Genomic DNA, 17,116 nt, shown 5'->3' on the forward strand with positions numbered 1-17,116 from the left:
ACAAAGAAAGGCAAACTCCGCCTCTACCTGAAGCCAATCCGCCATCATCCAGTCTTCATGCAAAAGCGCTTAGAATTCCGCGCTTTGTCGTGGTTACAGGGATCGATCCAATGCTGTCTGCCATGAAACGCGCCCTGGCGCGTTACTTCCCGCGAACCACCGAGTACCTGCGCGCCGAGCGTGAAGCGGCTGACCAACTGCGCAAGCCCACGCCAAGGTCGAAGAAATCTGCCAATACCGGCAAGGCCAAGGCCGCCGGAACCAAGAAGGCCGCCGCTGGCGATGGCCCTGCCAAGCCCGAGAAGCCTGCCGACGAAGGCATCTACACCGGCGCGCGGATGAAGGTGACCGACGCGCAGGTGGAAGCCATGCGCGAACGCGTGGCCCAGGCGGTGACCGCCGGCGTGGTCAGCCCGCCGTCTGATGAGCAATGGGCGATGATCCTCGGCCGCGCTCCACTCACCCGCATCTTCGCCGGTGCCGGTTCCGGCAAGTCCACCACCCTGGTGCTGCGGGTGGTGTTCATGCTCTGCCACATGGGCGTCGCCCCGGAGCGGCTCACCGTCATTTCCTTCACCAACGCCTCCTGTGCCCAGCTCCGCGAGCAATTGCTCAAGGTCCTGGCCTTCTGGCAGTTCCCCTTCGACGCCACCCAGGCGCGCCAGTGCGTGCGCACCTTCCACTCGGCCATGGGCACCCTCGCCAAGGAGCTGCTGGGCAACCCGCGCTGGTTCGAGCAACTCGACGAAGCAGCCAGCGGCGAACTGGACAACCCGCTGCTGGCCGGTCGCCTGCGCCCTGCCCAGCAGCGCCTGCTGCAGCAGGCCTACCAGGATTGCTATGCGGCGAATGCGGACTTCCGCGAGCGGGTGCACAGCCTGCTGGGCTTGCCGCCCCTGCCCGCCCCGGTTGAAGGCCAGCCCCAGCAGATACCGAAGGCGCCTCTGGACGGCTTCAAGCTGGCCGGCGAGTTCACCCCGCTGCCGCTGTTCGAGGCCTTCTATATGCAGGCCGGGTTCATGGAGAGCATCGGTATCCGCCTCGACCGCCTGAAAGCTCGAGCCCTGGGCTGCTCGGCTCGGGAGCGCACCTTCGTCGAGGCCCTGGTGCAGTTCTGGAAGCACTTCGAGGCCGTGTTGCAGCAAGAGGGGCTGATGACCTTCAACGCCGCCTTCCAGCGCCTGGGTGAAGTGCTCGCCAAGGGCAACGGCTTGCCCAGCGAGGCCCTGGCGCCCTTCAGTCACCTGTTGATCGACGAGTTCCAGGACATCTCGCCGCAGATCGTCCAGTGGCTGCAAGCACTGCATCGCGCCCTGTCACGCCAGGGCGAAGCGGTCAGCCTGATGGCCATCGGCGACGACTGGCAGTCCATCTACGGCTGGCGCGGCAGCTCGCCGGAGCTGTTCATGGACTTCGACCGGCACTTCCCCAGCAAGGGCAAGACGAAGAAGAGCACCGTACTGACGCTGGAAACCAACTACCGCTCCATCGAGCCGATCCTGCGGGACGGCGAGGCGGTGCTGGAGGGTGTGGCTTTCAAGCAGGCCAAGGGCAGCAAGGCGTTCAAGGCCGTGCAGCCCGGCGACCATGGTGTGAAGCTGGAATCGCGCTTCGATCTCAAGTCGCGTTTGCCCGAACTGGTAAAGGAGATCGAAGCCCAGTGCGCCCACGTGGCCAGCCGCGCGAATGCCGACCGCAACCCGGTGCTGCTGCTCTCCCGGCGCAACGAGCCGCTGCGGCAGATCCAGGCACAACTGGATTCGGCACTGCCGGTGCGCGCCTACAGCATCCACCGCGCCAAGGGCTTGCAGGCGGAAGTGGCGATCATCGTCGACGACTGCAACCCGCCAGAGAAGCACCCGCTGCGCAACGCGCTCTATGCCTACTCGGGGTTCTTCCGCAACAGCTACGACCAGGCCATGCAGGACGAAAGCCTGCGGCTGGCCTATGTAGCCGTGACGCGGGGTGTGAGCCGGGTGATCTGGTATTCGAACAAGGTGCAGGGCGCGGTCGAGGTGTTGGCGCGGCGGGGTTGAGGTAAGCCCACCGACGGCAGGACTGCGTCCTGCTTGGCGAATGAATTCGCCCCTACAGAAGAGCGGACGCGAAGGCGGGCCAATGGCCCGCCTTTTTACGCACTAGCTGGCAGGAAGGCTGCTGCTCAACCGCACCGTCAGCATCACCTCCAGACCGTCCTCCGTATTCGCGAATTCCAGCGTGCAACCGCAGCGCTCGGCGATGGCCTGGACGATGGACAAGCCCAGGCCACTGCCGCCGCTGTCGGCGCTACGCCAGAAACGCTGGCCCATGCGCGCCAGCTTTTCCACCGGCAGGCCGGGGCCCCGGTCACACACGTTGAAGCACACCCGGTCGCCGTGCCGCTCAAGGGCCAGCTTCACCTGCGCATCGCTGTGGCGCAGGGCGTTCTCCAACAGGTTGCGCAGGGCCGCCACCGCCAGCGCGATGGGAATATCCAGCGGAGCGGCAGGCAAGTCATCCGGCAGCTCCAGCTCGATGCGTTCCCGTCCCCCCGGCCCGGCGTCCTCGATGGCCAGCCTGGCCGCTTCAGCGGCTGTGCACTGCAAGCCTTCATCGAAGTCCAGGCTGCCTTCCACCCGCGCCAACAGCAGCAACTGCTCCAAGGTCCGTTGCAGGCGATCGGCACCGGCCTCGGCGTTGGCCAGCGCCTGATCGACGGCCGCGCCCTGGGTCATGCGCGCCACCTGCAGGTGGGTCTTGATCGCGGTGAGGGGGCTGCGCAGCTCATGGGCCGCATCGCCGGTGAACCGCCGCTCGCGCTCCAGCGCCTGGGCGATGCGCTGGAACAGCTGATTCTGGGTTTCCACCAGAGGCTGCAATTCCCCAGGTAAGGCACCCACCTGCAAGGGTTGAAGGGAGTCCGCGCTGCGTCGGGTGAGTGCTTCGCGGATGCGCTGCAGCGGCGCCAGCCCGCGTCCGAGGCCAAGCCAGAGCAGGCCGAGGCTGCCCAGCAGGGCCACCACCATCGGCACCGCGGCCGCCAGTAGCACCGAACGCCCGAGGGTGGCGCGTTCGTCGAGCCGATCGGCCGTGGTGACGCGCAGTTCGCCGTGCAACAGGGTGAAGCTGCGCCAGGGCACGCCGTCGATCATCTGGTCATGAAAGCCCGCGCGCTCGGCGTCCAGCTGCTGGCCCGGCGCCGCGTGGCTGCGGGCCAGCACTTCGCCGCGCAGGGAACTGACCTGGCAGGCCATGCCATTGGGAATGCCCAGCCGCTCGGCGCTGATGGGCGTGCGCGTGCCATCGCTGGCCACGGGTTGCGGCAACTGTTCGAGCAGGCCGGCGACCATCCGCGCGGACGCCCCCAGGCGTTCGTCCAGGGAGCGCATCATCTCGTTACGCAAATCGAAGAGCATCCAGGTGGCCGCCAAGGTCCAGAGCAGCACGAAGGCGGAACCCAGCATCAGGGTCAGGCGCAGGCGCAGGCTCATGGCGTCGTCTCCCGTCCGCTATCACCACTGGCCGGGCCCAGCCGATAGCCCAGGCCGCGCACGGTCTCGACGATGCCGCTGCCGAGCTTGCGGCGCAGGTGATGGATATGCACGTTCAGGGCATTGCTCTCCACATCCTCGGCAAAGCCGTAGACCGCGTCCTTGAGTTGATCGGCGCTGAGCACGCGCCCGGGATTGTTCAGCAGCGCCTGCAACAGCGCCAGCTCGCGTCGCGAGAGTTCCACGGGGCGACCATCCAGCCGCGCTTCGCAACTGCTCGGGTCGTAGCAAAGAGGGCCGTGTTCGATGAGGTTCACGCGGCGCCCGGCCACCCGACGCATCAGCGTATGCAGGCGCGCGGCGAGTTCACGCAGGTCGAAGGGTTTGAGCAGATAGTCGTCGGCACCGGCTTGCAGGCCGATCACCCGGTCGCTCACCGCATCCCGTGCAGTGAGGACCAGCACCGGCAGTTCGAGCCCACGCTGACGCAGGCGCCGCAGCAGGTCGATGCCGTCTTCGTCGGGCAGGCCAAGATCGAGGATCAGCACATCGAAGCGCGCCGCGCGCAGCATCGCTTCGGCACTGGCCGCCGTGGCGGCGTGGTCGACGGTCAGGCCCTGGGCCAGGAGGCCGGCAACGATGCCGCTGGCGATCAGGGCGTCGTCTTCGGCGAGGAGCACATGCATGGAGTCGCGTCCGCTGAAATGGAGTCGATGGTGGACCTTACCGATTAAGGCGACATTAATGCAGCCCGTGCCGCTGCTGTTAATGCCCCGTTAATGCCGCCCGCACAATCTTCCGTACACCTGAAACCGCAATGGAGCCTTCATGCGTGCCCTGATGCTTGCGCTGTTCCTGCTGTTGCCCGGCCTGGCCTCGTCGGCCGGCGGGCTGCTGGGCAATGCGCAACCCGACTTCCTCCCGGTGGACCGGGCCTTCGCCCTCAGCGTCACACCCTTGGAGAACGGCGCCACCCGGCTGCACTGGCAGATCGCGCCCGGCTACTACTTGTACAAGCAGCGCCTGCAATTCCAGGGGCTGGCCGAGACAAACCGTCCCAGCCTGCCAATGGGTGAGCCCCATAGCGACGAGTTCTTCGGCGACACCGAGGTCTATCGCCATAGCCTGACCCTGGAGGTTCCGCCCGGAGCCGGTGAGCGTATGCGCCTGGGCTGGCAAGGGTGCGCCGATGCCGGTCTGTGCTATCCGCCGCAAAGCCGCGAGGTTGCACTGAGCGCCAGCGGTTCCGGCGAACCGGGCGCCCTTCAGGCCGAAGACCAGGCCCTCGCCAGCGGCCTGCAAGAACGCTCGTTGGCCTGGAGCCTGCTGCTGTTCTTCGGCCTGGGGTTGCTGCTGGCCTTCACCCCCTGCTCCTTGCCGATGCTGCCGATCCTCGCCGGCATCGTGGTCGGCGGCGGCGCCTCGTCCCGTCGCGGCTTCGCGCTCGCCGGCACTTACGTGGTGGCCATGGCACTGGTCTACGCCGGGCTAGGCGTAGTGGCCGCGCTGCTGGGCGCCAACCTGCAGGCAGCACTGCAACAACCCTGGCTGCTGGCGAGCTTCGCTGGGGTGTTCGTGCTGCTCGCCCTGCCCATGTTCGGGGCGTTCGAACTGCAACTGCCGACGGCCCTGCGCGATCGTCTGGAAAATGCCGGGCGCCAGCAGAAAGGCGGCAGCCTGCTGGGTGCCGGCGTGCTTGGCGTCTTGTCCGGCCTGCTGGTCGGCCCCTGCATGACCGCACCGCTGGCGGCCGCACTGCTGTTCATCGCCCAGAGCGGCAGCGCCGTGCAGGGCGGCCTGGTGCTGTTCGCCCTGGGCCTGGGCATCGGCACGCCGCTGCTGTTGCTGGTGACGCTGGGCAATCGTTTCCTGCCCAAGCCCGGTGCCTGGATGGAACGGGTCAAGGGCGTGTTCGGCTTCCTCTTCCTCGCAGCGGCCCTGTTCGTTGCCAGACCGCTGCTGGCCGACAGCCTGTGGCTGGCCCTCTGGGTTGTCTGGCTGGTCAGCCTGGCCACCGCCCTCTTCCACGTCTCGCGGCTAGTCCCCGCGCGCGCCGCCGGCGCGGTGCTGGGCCTGTGGGGCATGAGCCTGCTGATTGGCGCTGCGGGTGGCGCGACGGATATCCAGCGCCCGTTGGCGGTGTACGCCGGTTCTACCAGCCCGCACACCACGGCAAGCAGCAAGACCCACTTCAGCGACCCCGCCACCCTCGACCGCGAGCTGGCGGCCGCCAGGGCCCAGGGACAATGGGTACTGGTGGACTACTACGCGGACTGGTGCGTGTCCTGCAAGGTCATGGAGAAAGAGGTGTTCGGCAACGCCGAGGTGCAGACGGGCCTTGCTGGCGTGCGAATCCTGCGCCCGGACGTGACCCGCAGTGACGCCAACAGCCGTGCCCTGCTCGACCGCTACCAGGTACTCGGCCCGCCAACGCTGCTCTGGATCGGCCCCGATGGCCAGGAGCGCCGCGACGGTCGCATCACCGGTGAAGTGGACGCCCAGGCCTTCCTGAAGCGTTGGAACGCGATCCGGGAGCGCGGCTGATGCTGACCGTGAACCTGGGTCCATTCGCCCTGGCACTGCCTCACGTGCTGATTCTCGGCAGCCTGCTGCTGGCCACCCTCTGCGGCTGGTGGATCGGCCGGCGCCACGGCCACAACCCGGAGCGCTGGCTGTTCCGCCTGTTGCTGGTGGCCTTGCTGGTGGCACGACTGGCCTTCGTCATCGCGTATTTCGAGCACTTCCGCGATGAGCCCTGGCGGGTGATCGACATCCGCGACGGGGGTTTCATCGCCTGGCCGGGCGTACTCGCCGCCCTGCTCCTGGGTGGCTGGCTGCTCTGGCGCACGCCCGACTTGCGCAAACCGCTGGGCGTCGCCATGGCGGTCGGCGTCGCAAGCTGGGGCCTGGGCACCCTCACCTGGCACGCCCTGGACCGCGCCACGCGCCTGCCGGAACTGGCCCTACTGGATATCCAGGGCCGCCCGGTGGCGCTGCAGAGTCTTGCTGGAAAGCCACTGGTGATCAATCTCTGGGCCACCTGGTGCCCACCCTGCCGGCGCGAAATGCCGGTGCTGGCGGCGGCCCAGGCTGCCCATCCCGATGCCCTGTTCCTCTTCGTCAACCAGGGCGAGGCGGCTGAAGCCGTCAGCCGCTTCCTGGATGGCCAAGGCCTGGCCCTGGACAACGTCTTGCTCGACAGCGGCAACCGGCTGGGCCAGCAGGTCGGCTCCACGGCGCTGCCCACCACCCTGTTCTACGACGCCAGTGGCCGCCAGGTCGGCAGCCACCTGGGCGAACTTTCGCGGGCGAGCCTGGCGCGCGCCCTGGAATCCCTTGATAAGGACAATCAGCAATGACGCGACTCCAACAACTCACCTGTGCGCTGGCCGGCATCGGCCTGTCGGCCATCAGCACCGCCCACGCCGCTGAATGGCCGGCTCCGATCAAGGCCGTGGAAGCCCGTGGCGCCAAGGTGGTCGGCACCTTCGAGGCGCCGGGTGGACTCAAGGGCTACGCCGCCCGCTACAACGGCCAGGGGCTGACGCTGTATCTCACGCCCGATGGCGAGCATGTGCTGATTGGCAGCCTGCTCGACGCCAAGGGAGAGGACCTGGGCCAAGAGGCGCTGGAGCAATACGTGTACGCGCCGATGGCCAAGGAAATGTGGGGGCGGATGGAAAAGAGCGCCTGGATCGCCGACGGCAGTCCCGAGGCCCCGCGCATCGTCTACCTGTTCAGTGACCCCAACTGCCCCTACTGCAACCTGTTCTGGCAACAGGCACGGCCCTGGGTCGAGAGTGGCAAGGTTCAGTTGCGCCACATCATGGTCGGCATGCTGCGCCCGGACAGTGCCGGCAAGGCCGCCGCCCTGCTTGGCGCCAAGGACCCACAGGCCGCCCTCAACGCGCACGAAGCGGCCGGCAAGGCCAGCACCCTCAAAGCCGAGGACAAGGTGCCGGGCGAAATCCGCAAGCATCTCGCGGAGAACCTCGACCTGATGGGCGAAATGGGTGCCCAGGCGACGCCGTCCGTGTTCTACCTGGATGACAAGGGCCGCCTGCAGCAACAGCAGGGCGTGCCGCAGCCCGACGTCCTGGCGAGGATCATGGGCTCGCAGGCAGAGTGATGTGTTCGAGGGCGCCGGAGGTGCCCTCTCCCCCGGCGGCGCAGTGTTGGAGCTGGCTTGCCAGCGAAAAGGGGCCATTCGCTGGCAAGCCAGCTCCTACAGGCAATGCAGCTACTTGCAACACTTAATGCACACCGCACTACCCCTTCCCCTCGTCGGCCAACGCGACCTCTGTCATGAAATGAAAATCGCCTGTCGCGGGATGCACGGTTGCCGACTGCCCATGGCGCCTAGAGTCGCTGCTGTATCCCGAACAAGAAAAAAACGAGAGTTCCATGAGCAAATCCCCCCGCACGTCGAAGGCCTCGGCGGCCAAACCACTCCCCGCAACTGCCAAGCCCCGCCGCCCCCGCAAGGAGGCCGACCTTCCGTCCCCGCAACACGAGCTGATCGGCACTGCGACAAACCAGACGCTGGCGGGAAATCCGCTGGTTAGCGTGCGCGCTGCGGACCTGGTCGGTTCGGCCGGCTACCTGCTCAAGGCGCTGGGCCAGTCGCCGCTCAAGGCCAGTGCCCATCTGGGCGGATACCTCAAGGAACTGCGCGCCATCGTTGGCGGTTCCTCCACCATTGCTCCCGACCCCAAGGACAAGCGCTTCGCCGATCCGGCCTGGCAGTCCAACGTCTTCCTGCGTGGCCTGTTGCAGAGCTACCTGGCCGGCCAGGGCGAGCTCAACCGCTTCATCGAGTCCACTGATCTTCCGCCCCTGGAAAAGAGCCGGGCGCAGTTCGTTGCGTCGCTCCTGGCCGACGCGGTGGCTCCCAGCAACTCGCCGCTGACCAACCCCGCCGCCCTGCGCAAGCTGGTGGATACCGGTGGTTTGAGCCTGGCCAGGGGCATCCGTCACTTCGCCCACGACATGCTGAACAAGCGCGGGCTTCCAGAGCAGGTCGACAGCACGCCGTTCAAGGTCGGGGAGAACATCGCCACGGCCAAGGGCGAGGTGGTGTTCCGCAACGAGATGTTCGAGCTGCTGCAGTTCGCACCGAGCACACCGAACGCATTTGCACGGCCCCTGGTGATGTCGCCCCCGCAGATCAACAAGTACTACGCCATCGACCTCTCGCCGGAGAAAAGCCTGATCAAGTGGATTCAGGACAGCGGCGTGAACCTGTTCGTCATCAGCTGGCGCAACCCAACCAGCGAGCACCGCGACTGGGGCCTCTCCGAATACGCCCTGTGCCTCGACCAGGCAGTGGATGTGGCCTGCCAGATCACCGGCAGCCCGGACGTGAACATGTGGGGCTCCTGCTCCGGCGGTATCACCCTGGCGGCCTACCTCGGCTGGCTCGCAGCCCGTGGCGAGGGCCACAAGGTGGCCAACACCAGCTGGGCCGTGTGCGTGCTCGACATGCCGTCGGCGCTGGACGACACCACCCTTGGGCTGTTCGCCACACCGGCCGCCCTGCGCGCCGCCAAGGCCAGCTCGAAGCGCAAGGGCGTATTGAGCGGCCAGGACATGGCGCGCATGTTCGCCTGGATGCGCCCCAACGACCTGATCTGGAACTACTGGGTCAACAACTACCTGCTGGGCAATAAGCCGCCAGCCTTCGACATCCTCGCCTGGAACAACGACACCACGCGCCTGCCCGCCCAGCTACACGCGGACTACCTCGACCTGGTCCAGCAGAACCCGTACAGCAACCCGGGCACCCTGACGATTGCCGGCGAATCCATCGACATGACCCAGGTGAAGGTCGGTGCCTATGTGGTCGGCGGCACCACCGACCACATCACGCCCTGGCAAGGCTGCTACGGCACGGCCCGCCTGTTCGGCGAGGACGCCACCTACGTGCTGTCCAACGCCGGACACCTGCAGAGCCTGGTCAACCCGCCGGGCAATCCGAAGTCGTTCTACTACGCGGCGCCCGCCAGTTCCAGCGACCCGGAAACCTGGCTGCAGAATGCCGGCGAGCGCCAGCAAGGCAGTTGGTGGTCCCACTGGCGTGAGTGGATTCAGCAGCGTTCGGGCGAAAGCCTGGCCGCGCCGAAGAAATCCGGCTCGCGCAAACATCCGCCGCTCTGCCCCGCGCCTGGCACCTACGTCATGGAACGCTGACGCAAGCCTGCCAACCTCGCTGGAGCCCACGCCGTCCGTGGGCTCCAGTGTTCTTAGTTGGAATGATTCAGGCGGACCGCAGTCTACTCCCCCAAGCGGGTCCGTCCAGCGTTACAGACCCGCCGACTGCCGTCCCGTTCCTCGCTGTCACGTGGCGGCCTTGATGGCATGTCATCAGCGAGGTCCAAGATGCGCTGGATACCAGGGTTACTCTGCGTAGCCGCCTTGCTTCTGGGTGGTTACGCATCGGCCGCCGACACCCAGAAGGCCGAGACGGCGGAAAACAAGGCCGAAGTGCTGGAAGAAAAGGCCGCCCAGGACCAACCACCGACCAGCGGCGGGGTCGCCCCCATCACGCCCAGCGAGGCGCAGGCCGTTGACCCGGCCGGCGCGGCGCCACTGGATGACGCCATCACCTGCCTCGCACGCTCCATCTACTGGGAAGCCAAGGGCGAGCCACCCCACGAAATGGAGGCGGTCGCCAATGTGGTGATGAACCGGCTGGCCAGCGACGACTTTCCGGACACCGTCTGCGCTGTGGTCAAGCAGGGCTCGGAGACCAAGAGCTGCCAGTTCTCCTGGTGGTGCGATGGCCGCCCTGACGAAGTGGTGGAGGAAGTGCGCTACGAACTGGCCACGGAGATCGCACGCAAGGCACTCAACGGCCAACTGAAGGATCGCACCGAAGGTGCGCTGTACTTCCACGACCGCACCGTTTCACCCGAATGGGCCCACGAGTACGCCAGGACGGCGCAGACTCGGCGCTTCCTCTTCTACAAACCGTAATGGCCAAGCAACCGGTTGCCAGTTCGGCGAAGGAAACGCAGCCCTAGCCGCGATTCCCGCCTGCTGGACGATCTGGATGAGATTGCCGCAGGTGTCGTCGAACACGGCGAGGATGACCGGCCCCATGGTGGTGGGCGGCTGGGTGAAACGGACGCCGGCGGCGTTCAGCCGGGCGTGCTCGGCGTGCACATCGTCGACGCCGAAGGACGTATAGGGAATTCCATCCTGCCTGATCGCCGCCTTGAATGGCCCGGCCGCGGGGTGGACATCGGGCTCCAGCAGCAACTCGACGCCGGCGGGATCGCCCGGGGAAGTGAGCGTCAGCCAGCGATGCGCACCCATGGGAATGTCGTGCTTCAGCTCGAAACCCAGCACATCACGATAGAAGGTCAACGCCTTCGCCTGGTCGTCAACGAGCACACTGGTCACAACGATCTTCATGAAACGCTCCTCCCTGTTGGTCGAGGCGGATGTCGGTCGAAACGCTGGAATGATAGCCGCCCAGTTTCTTCGACCCCGGAAAGCACAAAAACCTCCCACCGGCACAGCGGACAACCGCTGCACCGGGTGAAGGTTCTGCACCGCCTGGGGTCAGATCGCGCTGCGCGGACATGCAGCACAGCACCTATTCCAAGGCCTTCCTCTGACCTGTGGTTCAGAGCCCTGAAGCGCGTTTCATACAGCCCTGGTAGCGCCCATCCACCCGCTCGGCAAACCACTTGGTCGTGAGCTTGCGGGTGATCTTCGGGCTCTTCAGGTCAATGCCCGGCATCACTTCGCGGGGCAGTTTGCGCCGCTCGATCTTCTCGGCGAGGGCGAACACCTGTTCGTACAAGTCAGTTTCCTCGAACTCCAGGGTGTCACCCTTGAGCAGCGCGCGGCGGATGGCCGAGTCGCTGAGATCCAGTTGCCGCTGCAACGCGCGTACCGCCAGCTCGGTAGCACCGGCCTTGCTGGAGCCGTGGATGACCAGGTCCCCGTCCAGCTCCAGCGGAATCCCCGAAGCCAGGCTTACGGCGTTCTGGAACGCGGCATTGCGACTGGCGTACCAGCCGGCGTTGAAGTCGGCGAAGCGGTAGAGCGGCTTCGGATAATGAGCCGGGTAACCCAGCAGGTGACCGATGCCGAAGTACATGCCGCCGCGTCGGGTGAAGACCTCCTGGCGAATGGAGCCCTTGACCGGGTACGGGTAGTCCTTCGCGCTGGCTTCGGCGAAGGCGATGCTCACTTGCATGGGGCCGCCGGTGTGCACCGGGTTGAAGTTGCCGAACAGTTTCCGGCCCAGGGGCACCATGTCGATGAAGTCGTCGAAGATGGCGCTCAATTCCTTCTCCGTACGCGCGGCGGACAGGCGCTGGTCGTAGGTCTTGCCGTTGGGTGAGTCGATCTTCAGGGCGGAATTCACCACAAAGGCCGGTACATGCAGGCCACCGGCGCGGCGGAGGATTTCCTGCCTGGCGATCTTCGCCAACCCCGGTACGGGCGGGTCCACCTGGTAGGTGGACTCCTGCTCGGTGACCGCCAGCACCGCGCAAAGATTGCTGTTACTGGGTGAGATGTCCTGCGCGGCGAAGGCGGCCTGGATATCGGCCGCCCAGCCTTGGCGATCCGCCACCTTGGCCGGCATCAGCTTGACGACCTTGGCACGCACCTCGGCGGGCCGCAACACCGGCTCCTGCGGGCGCTGGGTGCCGCAAGCGGCGAGGGTCAGAAGCGTGAAAAGCGTGATGAAACGGGTAACGAGGTTGCTCATGAAGGGGCTGCCTTGCGGTTCATGCCGGCGAAACATGGCATGAAAGACAGCAGAGGCGCGAATTGATTTCAGGTTGCGATTCGGAGGGGCATGAAACCGCCCTCACCCCCGCCCCCGCCCCCGCCCCCGCCCTGCGCCCCAGCCTGAGCGCTTCGCGCGCAGGCGTTCATCGGCACCGGAAGCGGTGCTTCCGAAAACGTGCCTCTTCACCCCAGAAGGGAGAGGGGTGACTCCCGGCCATCCCTTGTCGCAATCCTGTAGGGGCGAATTCATTCGCCAAGCAGGACGTAGTCCTGCCTACAAAAACGGATTGTGCCGATGTGGGAGCGAATTCATTCGCGAAAAGGAAGGCAAATCGCGGCGGTCAAGCGCCGCCACGGAAGCAGGAAAGGCCCCAGGCGGTGAGCTTGAACGGCAGGTGGTAATGCTGCGCGGCGTCGGCAGTGCCGAAGCGGTAGATCAGCTCATCGAGGAACGGCGGTTCTGGCAACTGCATCCCCCGCGCACGGTAGTAGTCCGCCACTCGCAGGCGGGCTACGTAGAGGCCTGGACGGCAGCGTTCGGCCAGCCCTGCCAGTTCGGCGAGCAGGCCATTACTACCGATGCGGCCGGCGCAGATCAGCTCACGATCCTCGCCCTCCAGCCGCTCCAGTCGCACCTCCAGTCCTTCGGCTACACGGCCGCTGGCGACATCCACCACATGGATGGAGATGCCTCCGCTCACGACCAGAACCCCTCATGGGCCGCAGCGGCTTCGGTCTCCAGCATCGGCCCCAGCACCGCGACTTCACGCTGGCCACGGGCGAACACTTCGCGGCACGGCAGGGAGAAGGTGGGGTTCTCCGGGTGGGCGCCGGTCAGTCCCAGCAGCGCGTGTTCCGACAGGGCGTAGACCACGCGTCCGATGCCGGTCCAATACACCGCACCGGCGCACATGCAGCAGGGTTCGGCGCTCGTGTAGAGGGTGCAATGGGCGAGTTCTTCCGGGCTCAGGATTTTGGCGGCTTGGGCGGCAGCGGCCAGTTCGGCGTGCTGGGTCGGGTCGCCTTCCGGCGGCATGGAGTTGTTGCCGGCCTGGGCGATCACCTTGCCGTTGCGGTCGGCCACGACTGCGGCGAACGGATGCCGGCCGCGCTCGCGGGATTCCTCGGACAAGCGGATGGACAGGCGCAGCAGTTCCAGGTCGAGTTCGTTGACGCAGGTGGGTACGAGGTTGCTGAAGGTCATGGATGGCTCCTTGGCAGTAAAGGCGCGAATGCGCGAATCAGTCGGCCAGCTCGGCGGTCTCGCCCTGGCTGGCGGGCGCCTCCCGGTTCAGCAGGAGGTTGAGGACGATGGCGCTCAGCGCGCCGAGGAAGATGCCGCTCTCCAGCACCAGGCGCAGTGCGCCATGGAAGTGCTCGAACAGGGCCGGGAAGGACATGGGCAGCACGCCGACGCTCACCGACACCGCCACCACCAGGGCATTGCGGGTGCCCTCGAAGCGCACTCGCGACAGCTCCTGGATACCGGCCACCGTGGTCATGCCGAACATCACGATGGCGCAGCCACCAAGCACCGGTGTAGGTACGGCAGCGATCAGCGCACCGAGCTTGGGGAACAGCCCCATGAGGATCATCAGCCCACCCGCGGTAGCCACCACGAAACGGCTCTTGATGTTGGAAAGGGCGATCAGGCCGGTGTTCTGGGTGAAGGCGTTGTAAGGGAAGCTGTTGAACAGGCCGCCGACGATGGTGGAGAGGCCGTCGGCGCGGAAGGCATCGCCCAGGGTGCGCTGGGTGATGGTGCGGCCGGTGAGCTTGCCGATGGCCAGGCAGTTGCCGGTGGTCTCGGCCATGATCACCAGCATCGCCAGGGTCATGATCAGGATGGGTGTCAGGGAGAATTCAGGCACGCCGAAAGCCATGGGTGCGGACAGCTCGAACCAGGCCGCCTGCCCTACCCGACTGAAGTCCGTCATGCCGAAGGCGGCGGCAATCAGGCTACCGGCGAACAACCCGATCAATACGCTGAGATTGCCGACGAAGCCCGAGAATCGCGCATGAATTACCAGGGTGATGGCGACCGTCGCCAGGCCCAGCAGCAAGTTGGCGGGTGTGCCGAAATCCTCTGCGCCCGGGTTGCCGCCGCCGAGCCAGATGGCCGCCGCCGGCATCAGGGAAATGCCGATGATGGTGATGAGGCTGCCGATCACCACCGGCGGGAAGAACCTCAGCAGGCGGCTGAACACCGGCGCCAAGGCGATAGTGATGACACCGGCGGCGATCACCGCACCGAACACCTGGGTCAGCCCGTAGGCCTTGCCGATCATGATCATCGGCGCCAGTGCGATGAAGGAGCAGGCCTGCACCAGCGGCAGCCGCGCGCCGAAGCGCCAGAAGCCGAGGGTCTGCACCAGCGTGGCAATACCCGAGGTAAGCAGGTTGGCGTTGATCAGCAACACCACGTCAGCGCTGGAAAGCCCGAGGGCGCTGCCGAGGATCAGCGGCACAGCCACCGCGCCGGCGTAAAGCACCAGCACGTGTTGCAGGCCGTAGGTGACGAGTTGGCGAACGGGAAGCAGCTGGTCCACCGGATGGGGATGGCTCATGGAGGTACTCCTGCAAAGCAACGTGTTCTTGTTTTTGGGTGTGGGTTGCCCAGCGATTCGAGGAGGCAGTGCTGGCTGAGGCGGATGATCTCCACTTGATGACGATGGAACAAATGAATAACCATCGCCCCCATCGATGGATCAAAGGAGCTTCGCCATGCGGTTTTCACTGGATCAGCTGCAGGTGCTGGTCACCGTTGCCCAAGCGGGCTCCTTCTCGGCCGCCGCGCGCCGGCTGGGGCGCACGCAGTCGACGGTCAGTGCCGCCATCGCCAACCTGGAAACCGACCTGGGCGTGGAACTGTTCGACCGGTCCACCCGCATTCCGGCTCTGACCGCTGCCGGCCAGAAGCTTCTGCTGGAGGCCGAAGCGGTGCTGGAGCGCTGCCTGGCACTGGAAGGCCATGCCGACAGCCTGACGGAAGAAACCGAGCCGAGCCTGACCCTGGCCATCGAGGTGCCCTACAACACCGTGATGCCGGTACTGCGCGAGTTCGAGCAGGCTTTTCCCTATGTCGATCTGATCGTCCGCCACCCGGTCTATGGCGATGTGGCTGGCATGGTGCAGAAAGGTGAAGTCGAGATGGGTATCGCCTTCTCCCAACCGGAATATCCGCGGGAACTGGAGTTCCAGCAGCTGGGCAAGCTGATCATGGTGCACGCCACCCACCCGTCACACCCACTGGCGCAGCTTGCCCAGGTCAGCTTCGCCGACCTGCACGCCCACCGACGACTGGCCTTCAGCGCCCATGCCAGCAAGCTGCCCAGCAGTGAATACCTGCGCTCTACCCAGCTCTGGCAAGCGGAAAGCTATATGGCATTGCTGGAGATGGTGCGCGCGGGCCTAGGTTGGGCCACCCTGCCCCGCCAACTCATCCATCGGGAACTGGCCAACGGCGATCTGGTGGAACTGAACCTCGTGGCCTATCCACATACGGACTGGCTGGTAGGCGTGGACCTGATCTGGCCGCGCCGGCAAGGCAGGGGCAAGGCCAAGCGCTGGCTGCGGGAGCGTCTGATGCGAAACAAGGTGTTCGAGCTGGATAGCCAAGGCAAGGCGACGACGCTCTAGGACGAGGCTTCCATGCTGGGCGCAGGGTCCAGCATTCTGAACACTCGTTTTAGATGCTGAACCGAAAAATATTTTTCTCTATTTATAAATATCTATAAATATCAATATGTTATCTATTAAAAACCGATAAAAATCGGCCATTATTTTTTACGTTTTTCGTCGGCTTCGTTTGACATATTAAACGGCTCTGGCAGGCTATATAGCAGGTCTCGACCGGAAATCGCCCCGCCGATTACCGGCAGTGCTCGGGATCTCAGGTAGCCCCAAACCTCACTGGCGCGCCTGCACAGCAACGATAGGCTGAGCCTGTCCCAAGGTGAAATATGTCCAACAGCAACATTGGCAATAAGAAGCAGACCACTCGTAAACCGGTCGTCCTGATGTCCATGGGCGCCCAGGAACGCAAGGGCCACGACTACCAGGTGATGACCCACAAGTACATCGTGCCGCTGGTAGAAATCTCCGAATGTGTACCGGTCCTCGTGCCCACCTGCTGCGGCACCGAAGACCTCCAGCAGTACCTCGATATGGCTGACGGCGTTTACCTCACCGGTGCTGGCAGCAACATCGACCCGAGCCTCTACGGTCAGGAAAACCTGACGCCGGAGAAAGCTCAGGACAAGGATCGCGACCTCTTCGACCTGCCCCTGATTCGTGCTGCCATCGAGCGCGGCCTGCCGATCTTCGGCATCTGCCGTGGCATGCAGGAAATCAACGTCGCCCTGGGCGGCGACATGTACCAGAAGGTCTATGCCGAGCCTGGCTTCAATGACCACCGCGAAAACACTGAAGACCCGGTGGACGTCCAGTACGCCCCGGCCCACAGCGTGCGCGTGGATCAGAACAGCTGGCTGCACAAGGTCCTGGGTAACGACACCATTCAGGTGAACTCGCTGCACGGCCAGGGCCTGAAAACCCTGGGCAAGGGCATCGAAGCCATCGCCCGTGCCGAAGACGGTCTGGTGGAAGCCATCCACGCTCCCAAACTTTCGCCCTTCCTCTTCGCAGTGCAATGGCACCCGGAATGGCAAGCGGTGAAGAATCCCGACTCGGTGAAGATCTTCCAAGCCTTCGGTGAAGCCTGCCGCAAGCAGGTGGAGCGCAAGGCCAAGGGCAAGGTGTTCGATCACGCTGCCTGAACCACCCGCTCATGAAAAAGCCCGGCAATCGCCGGGCTTTTTCATGCCTGACTAACGGCTCGGGGCTGGTCCTGCTCTTGTAGGGTGCGCCGCGCGCACCAGCGGGTTGTAGGGGTG

14 protein-coding genes and 1 pseudogene are annotated in these 17,116 nt (G+C 65.3%); 8 read left to right on the plus strand and 7 right to left on the minus strand.

The genetic code is table 11. The annotated features are described in order from the left end of the window. Nucleotides 1–110: 110 nt before the first annotated feature. Entirely contained in the window at nt 111–2,036 is a 1,926-nt protein-coding gene (locus tag MnOB_RS12670; RefSeq protein WP_077524581.1) for a DEAD/DEAH box helicase, read from the plus strand. Between the two features lie 102 nt (nt 2,037–2,138). Here the strand turns inward: MnOB_RS12670 and MnOB_RS12675 are convergent, their stop codons facing one another. After that, entirely contained in the window at nt 2,139–3,470 is a 1,332-nt protein-coding gene (locus MnOB_RS12675; RefSeq protein ID WP_077524582.1) for a sensor histidine kinase, read from the minus strand. Beyond that, nucleotides 3,467–4,156: a response regulator transcription factor gene (locus MnOB_RS12680; protein ID WP_077524583.1), complete on the minus strand. Its 690-nt coding sequence runs from the start codon at nt 4,154–4,156 to the stop codon at nt 3,467–3,469. The genes MnOB_RS12675 and MnOB_RS12680 overlap by 4 nt, the downstream gene beginning before the upstream one ends. 142 nt (nt 4,157–4,298) lie before the next feature. On the opposite strand from MnOB_RS12680, the gene dsbD reads away from it, so the two are divergent. The 5 genes from dsbD (at nt 4,299) to MnOB_RS12705 (ending at nt 10,445) form a co-directional block, all read left to right on the plus strand. After that, nucleotides 4,299–6,014: a protein-disulfide reductase DsbD gene (gene dsbD, locus MnOB_RS12685; RefSeq protein ID WP_077524584.1), complete on the plus strand. Its 1,716-nt coding sequence runs from the start codon at nt 4,299–4,301 to the stop codon at nt 6,012–6,014. Beyond that, the gene (locus MnOB_RS12690; protein ID WP_077524585.1) at nt 6,014–6,829 is read left to right on the plus strand and encodes a TlpA family protein disulfide reductase; all 816 of its coding nucleotides are present in this window, start codon (nt 6,014–6,016) and stop codon (nt 6,827–6,829) included. Before dsbD ends, MnOB_RS12690 begins: the two co-directional genes overlap by 1 nt. Beyond that, nucleotides 6,826–7,599, plus strand: coding sequence for a thiol:disulfide interchange protein DsbG (dsbG, locus tag MnOB_RS12695; protein ID WP_077524586.1), 774 nt, complete (start codon nt 6,826–6,828; stop codon nt 7,597–7,599). Before MnOB_RS12690 ends, dsbG begins: the two co-directional genes overlap by 4 nt. 275 nt (nt 7,600–7,874) lie before the next feature. Next, a complete protein-coding gene (locus MnOB_RS12700) occupies nt 7,875–9,659 on the plus strand; it encodes an alpha/beta fold hydrolase (protein ID WP_077524587.1) in 1,785 nt (594 codons plus the stop codon). Between the two features lie 189 nt (nt 9,660–9,848). Next, on the plus strand, nt 9,849–10,445 hold the full coding sequence (locus MnOB_RS12705) for a cell wall hydrolase (protein ID WP_077524588.1): 597 nt from the start codon (nt 9,849–9,851) through the stop codon (nt 10,443–10,445). A 60-nt stretch (nt 10,446–10,505) separates the two neighbouring features. On the opposite strand, the pseudogene MnOB_RS12710 reads toward MnOB_RS12705, so the two are convergent. From MnOB_RS12710 to MnOB_RS12730, 5 genes and pseudogenes are all read right to left on the minus strand, one after another. Further along, nucleotides 10,506–10,886: pseudogene (locus tag MnOB_RS12710) on the minus strand (VOC family protein); the annotation flags it as partial. A 214-nt stretch (nt 10,887–11,100) separates the two neighbouring features. Then, nucleotides 11,101–12,198, minus strand: coding sequence for a DUF1615 domain-containing protein (locus MnOB_RS12715; protein WP_077524590.1), 1,098 nt, complete (start codon nt 12,196–12,198; stop codon nt 11,101–11,103). 364 nt (nt 12,199–12,562) lie between these two features. Beyond that, nucleotides 12,563–12,922, minus strand: coding sequence for a hydroxyisourate hydrolase (locus tag MnOB_RS12720; RefSeq protein WP_077524591.1), 360 nt, complete (start codon nt 12,920–12,922; stop codon nt 12,563–12,565). Continuing rightward, nucleotides 12,919–13,425 carry a nucleoside deaminase gene (locus MnOB_RS12725; RefSeq protein ID WP_077524592.1) on the minus strand — a complete coding sequence of 169 codons (507 nt, stop codon included), beginning with the start codon at nt 13,423–13,425 and terminating at the stop codon, nt 12,919–12,921. Before MnOB_RS12725 ends, MnOB_RS12720 begins: the two co-directional genes overlap by 4 nt. A gap of 37 nt (nt 13,426–13,462) precedes the next feature. Beyond that, nucleotides 13,463–14,788, minus strand: a complete 1,326-nt coding sequence (locus tag MnOB_RS12730) for a nucleobase:cation symporter-2 family protein (RefSeq protein WP_077524593.1) — start codon at nt 14,786–14,788, stop codon at nt 13,463–13,465. A gap of 157 nt (nt 14,789–14,945) precedes the next feature. Here MnOB_RS12730 and MnOB_RS12735 point away from each other — a divergent pair, with 157 nt between their 5' ends. Then, nucleotides 14,946–15,860, plus strand: a complete 915-nt coding sequence (locus tag MnOB_RS12735; protein ID WP_077524594.1) for a LysR family transcriptional regulator — start codon at nt 14,946–14,948, stop codon at nt 15,858–15,860. Nucleotides 15,861–16,183: 323 nt separating this feature from the next. Continuing rightward, nucleotides 16,184–16,999 (plus strand): gamma-glutamyl-gamma-aminobutyrate hydrolase family protein, encoded by an 816-nt coding sequence (locus MnOB_RS12740; protein WP_077524595.1) that lies wholly within the window; start codon nt 16,184–16,186, stop codon nt 16,997–16,999. Nucleotides 17,000–17,116 lie beyond the last annotated feature (117 nt).

It is taken from the genome of Metapseudomonas resinovorans (genome assembly GCF_002003485.1).
GTDB lineage: Bacteria > Pseudomonadota > Gammaproteobacteria > Pseudomonadales > Pseudomonadaceae > Metapseudomonas > Metapseudomonas resinovorans_D.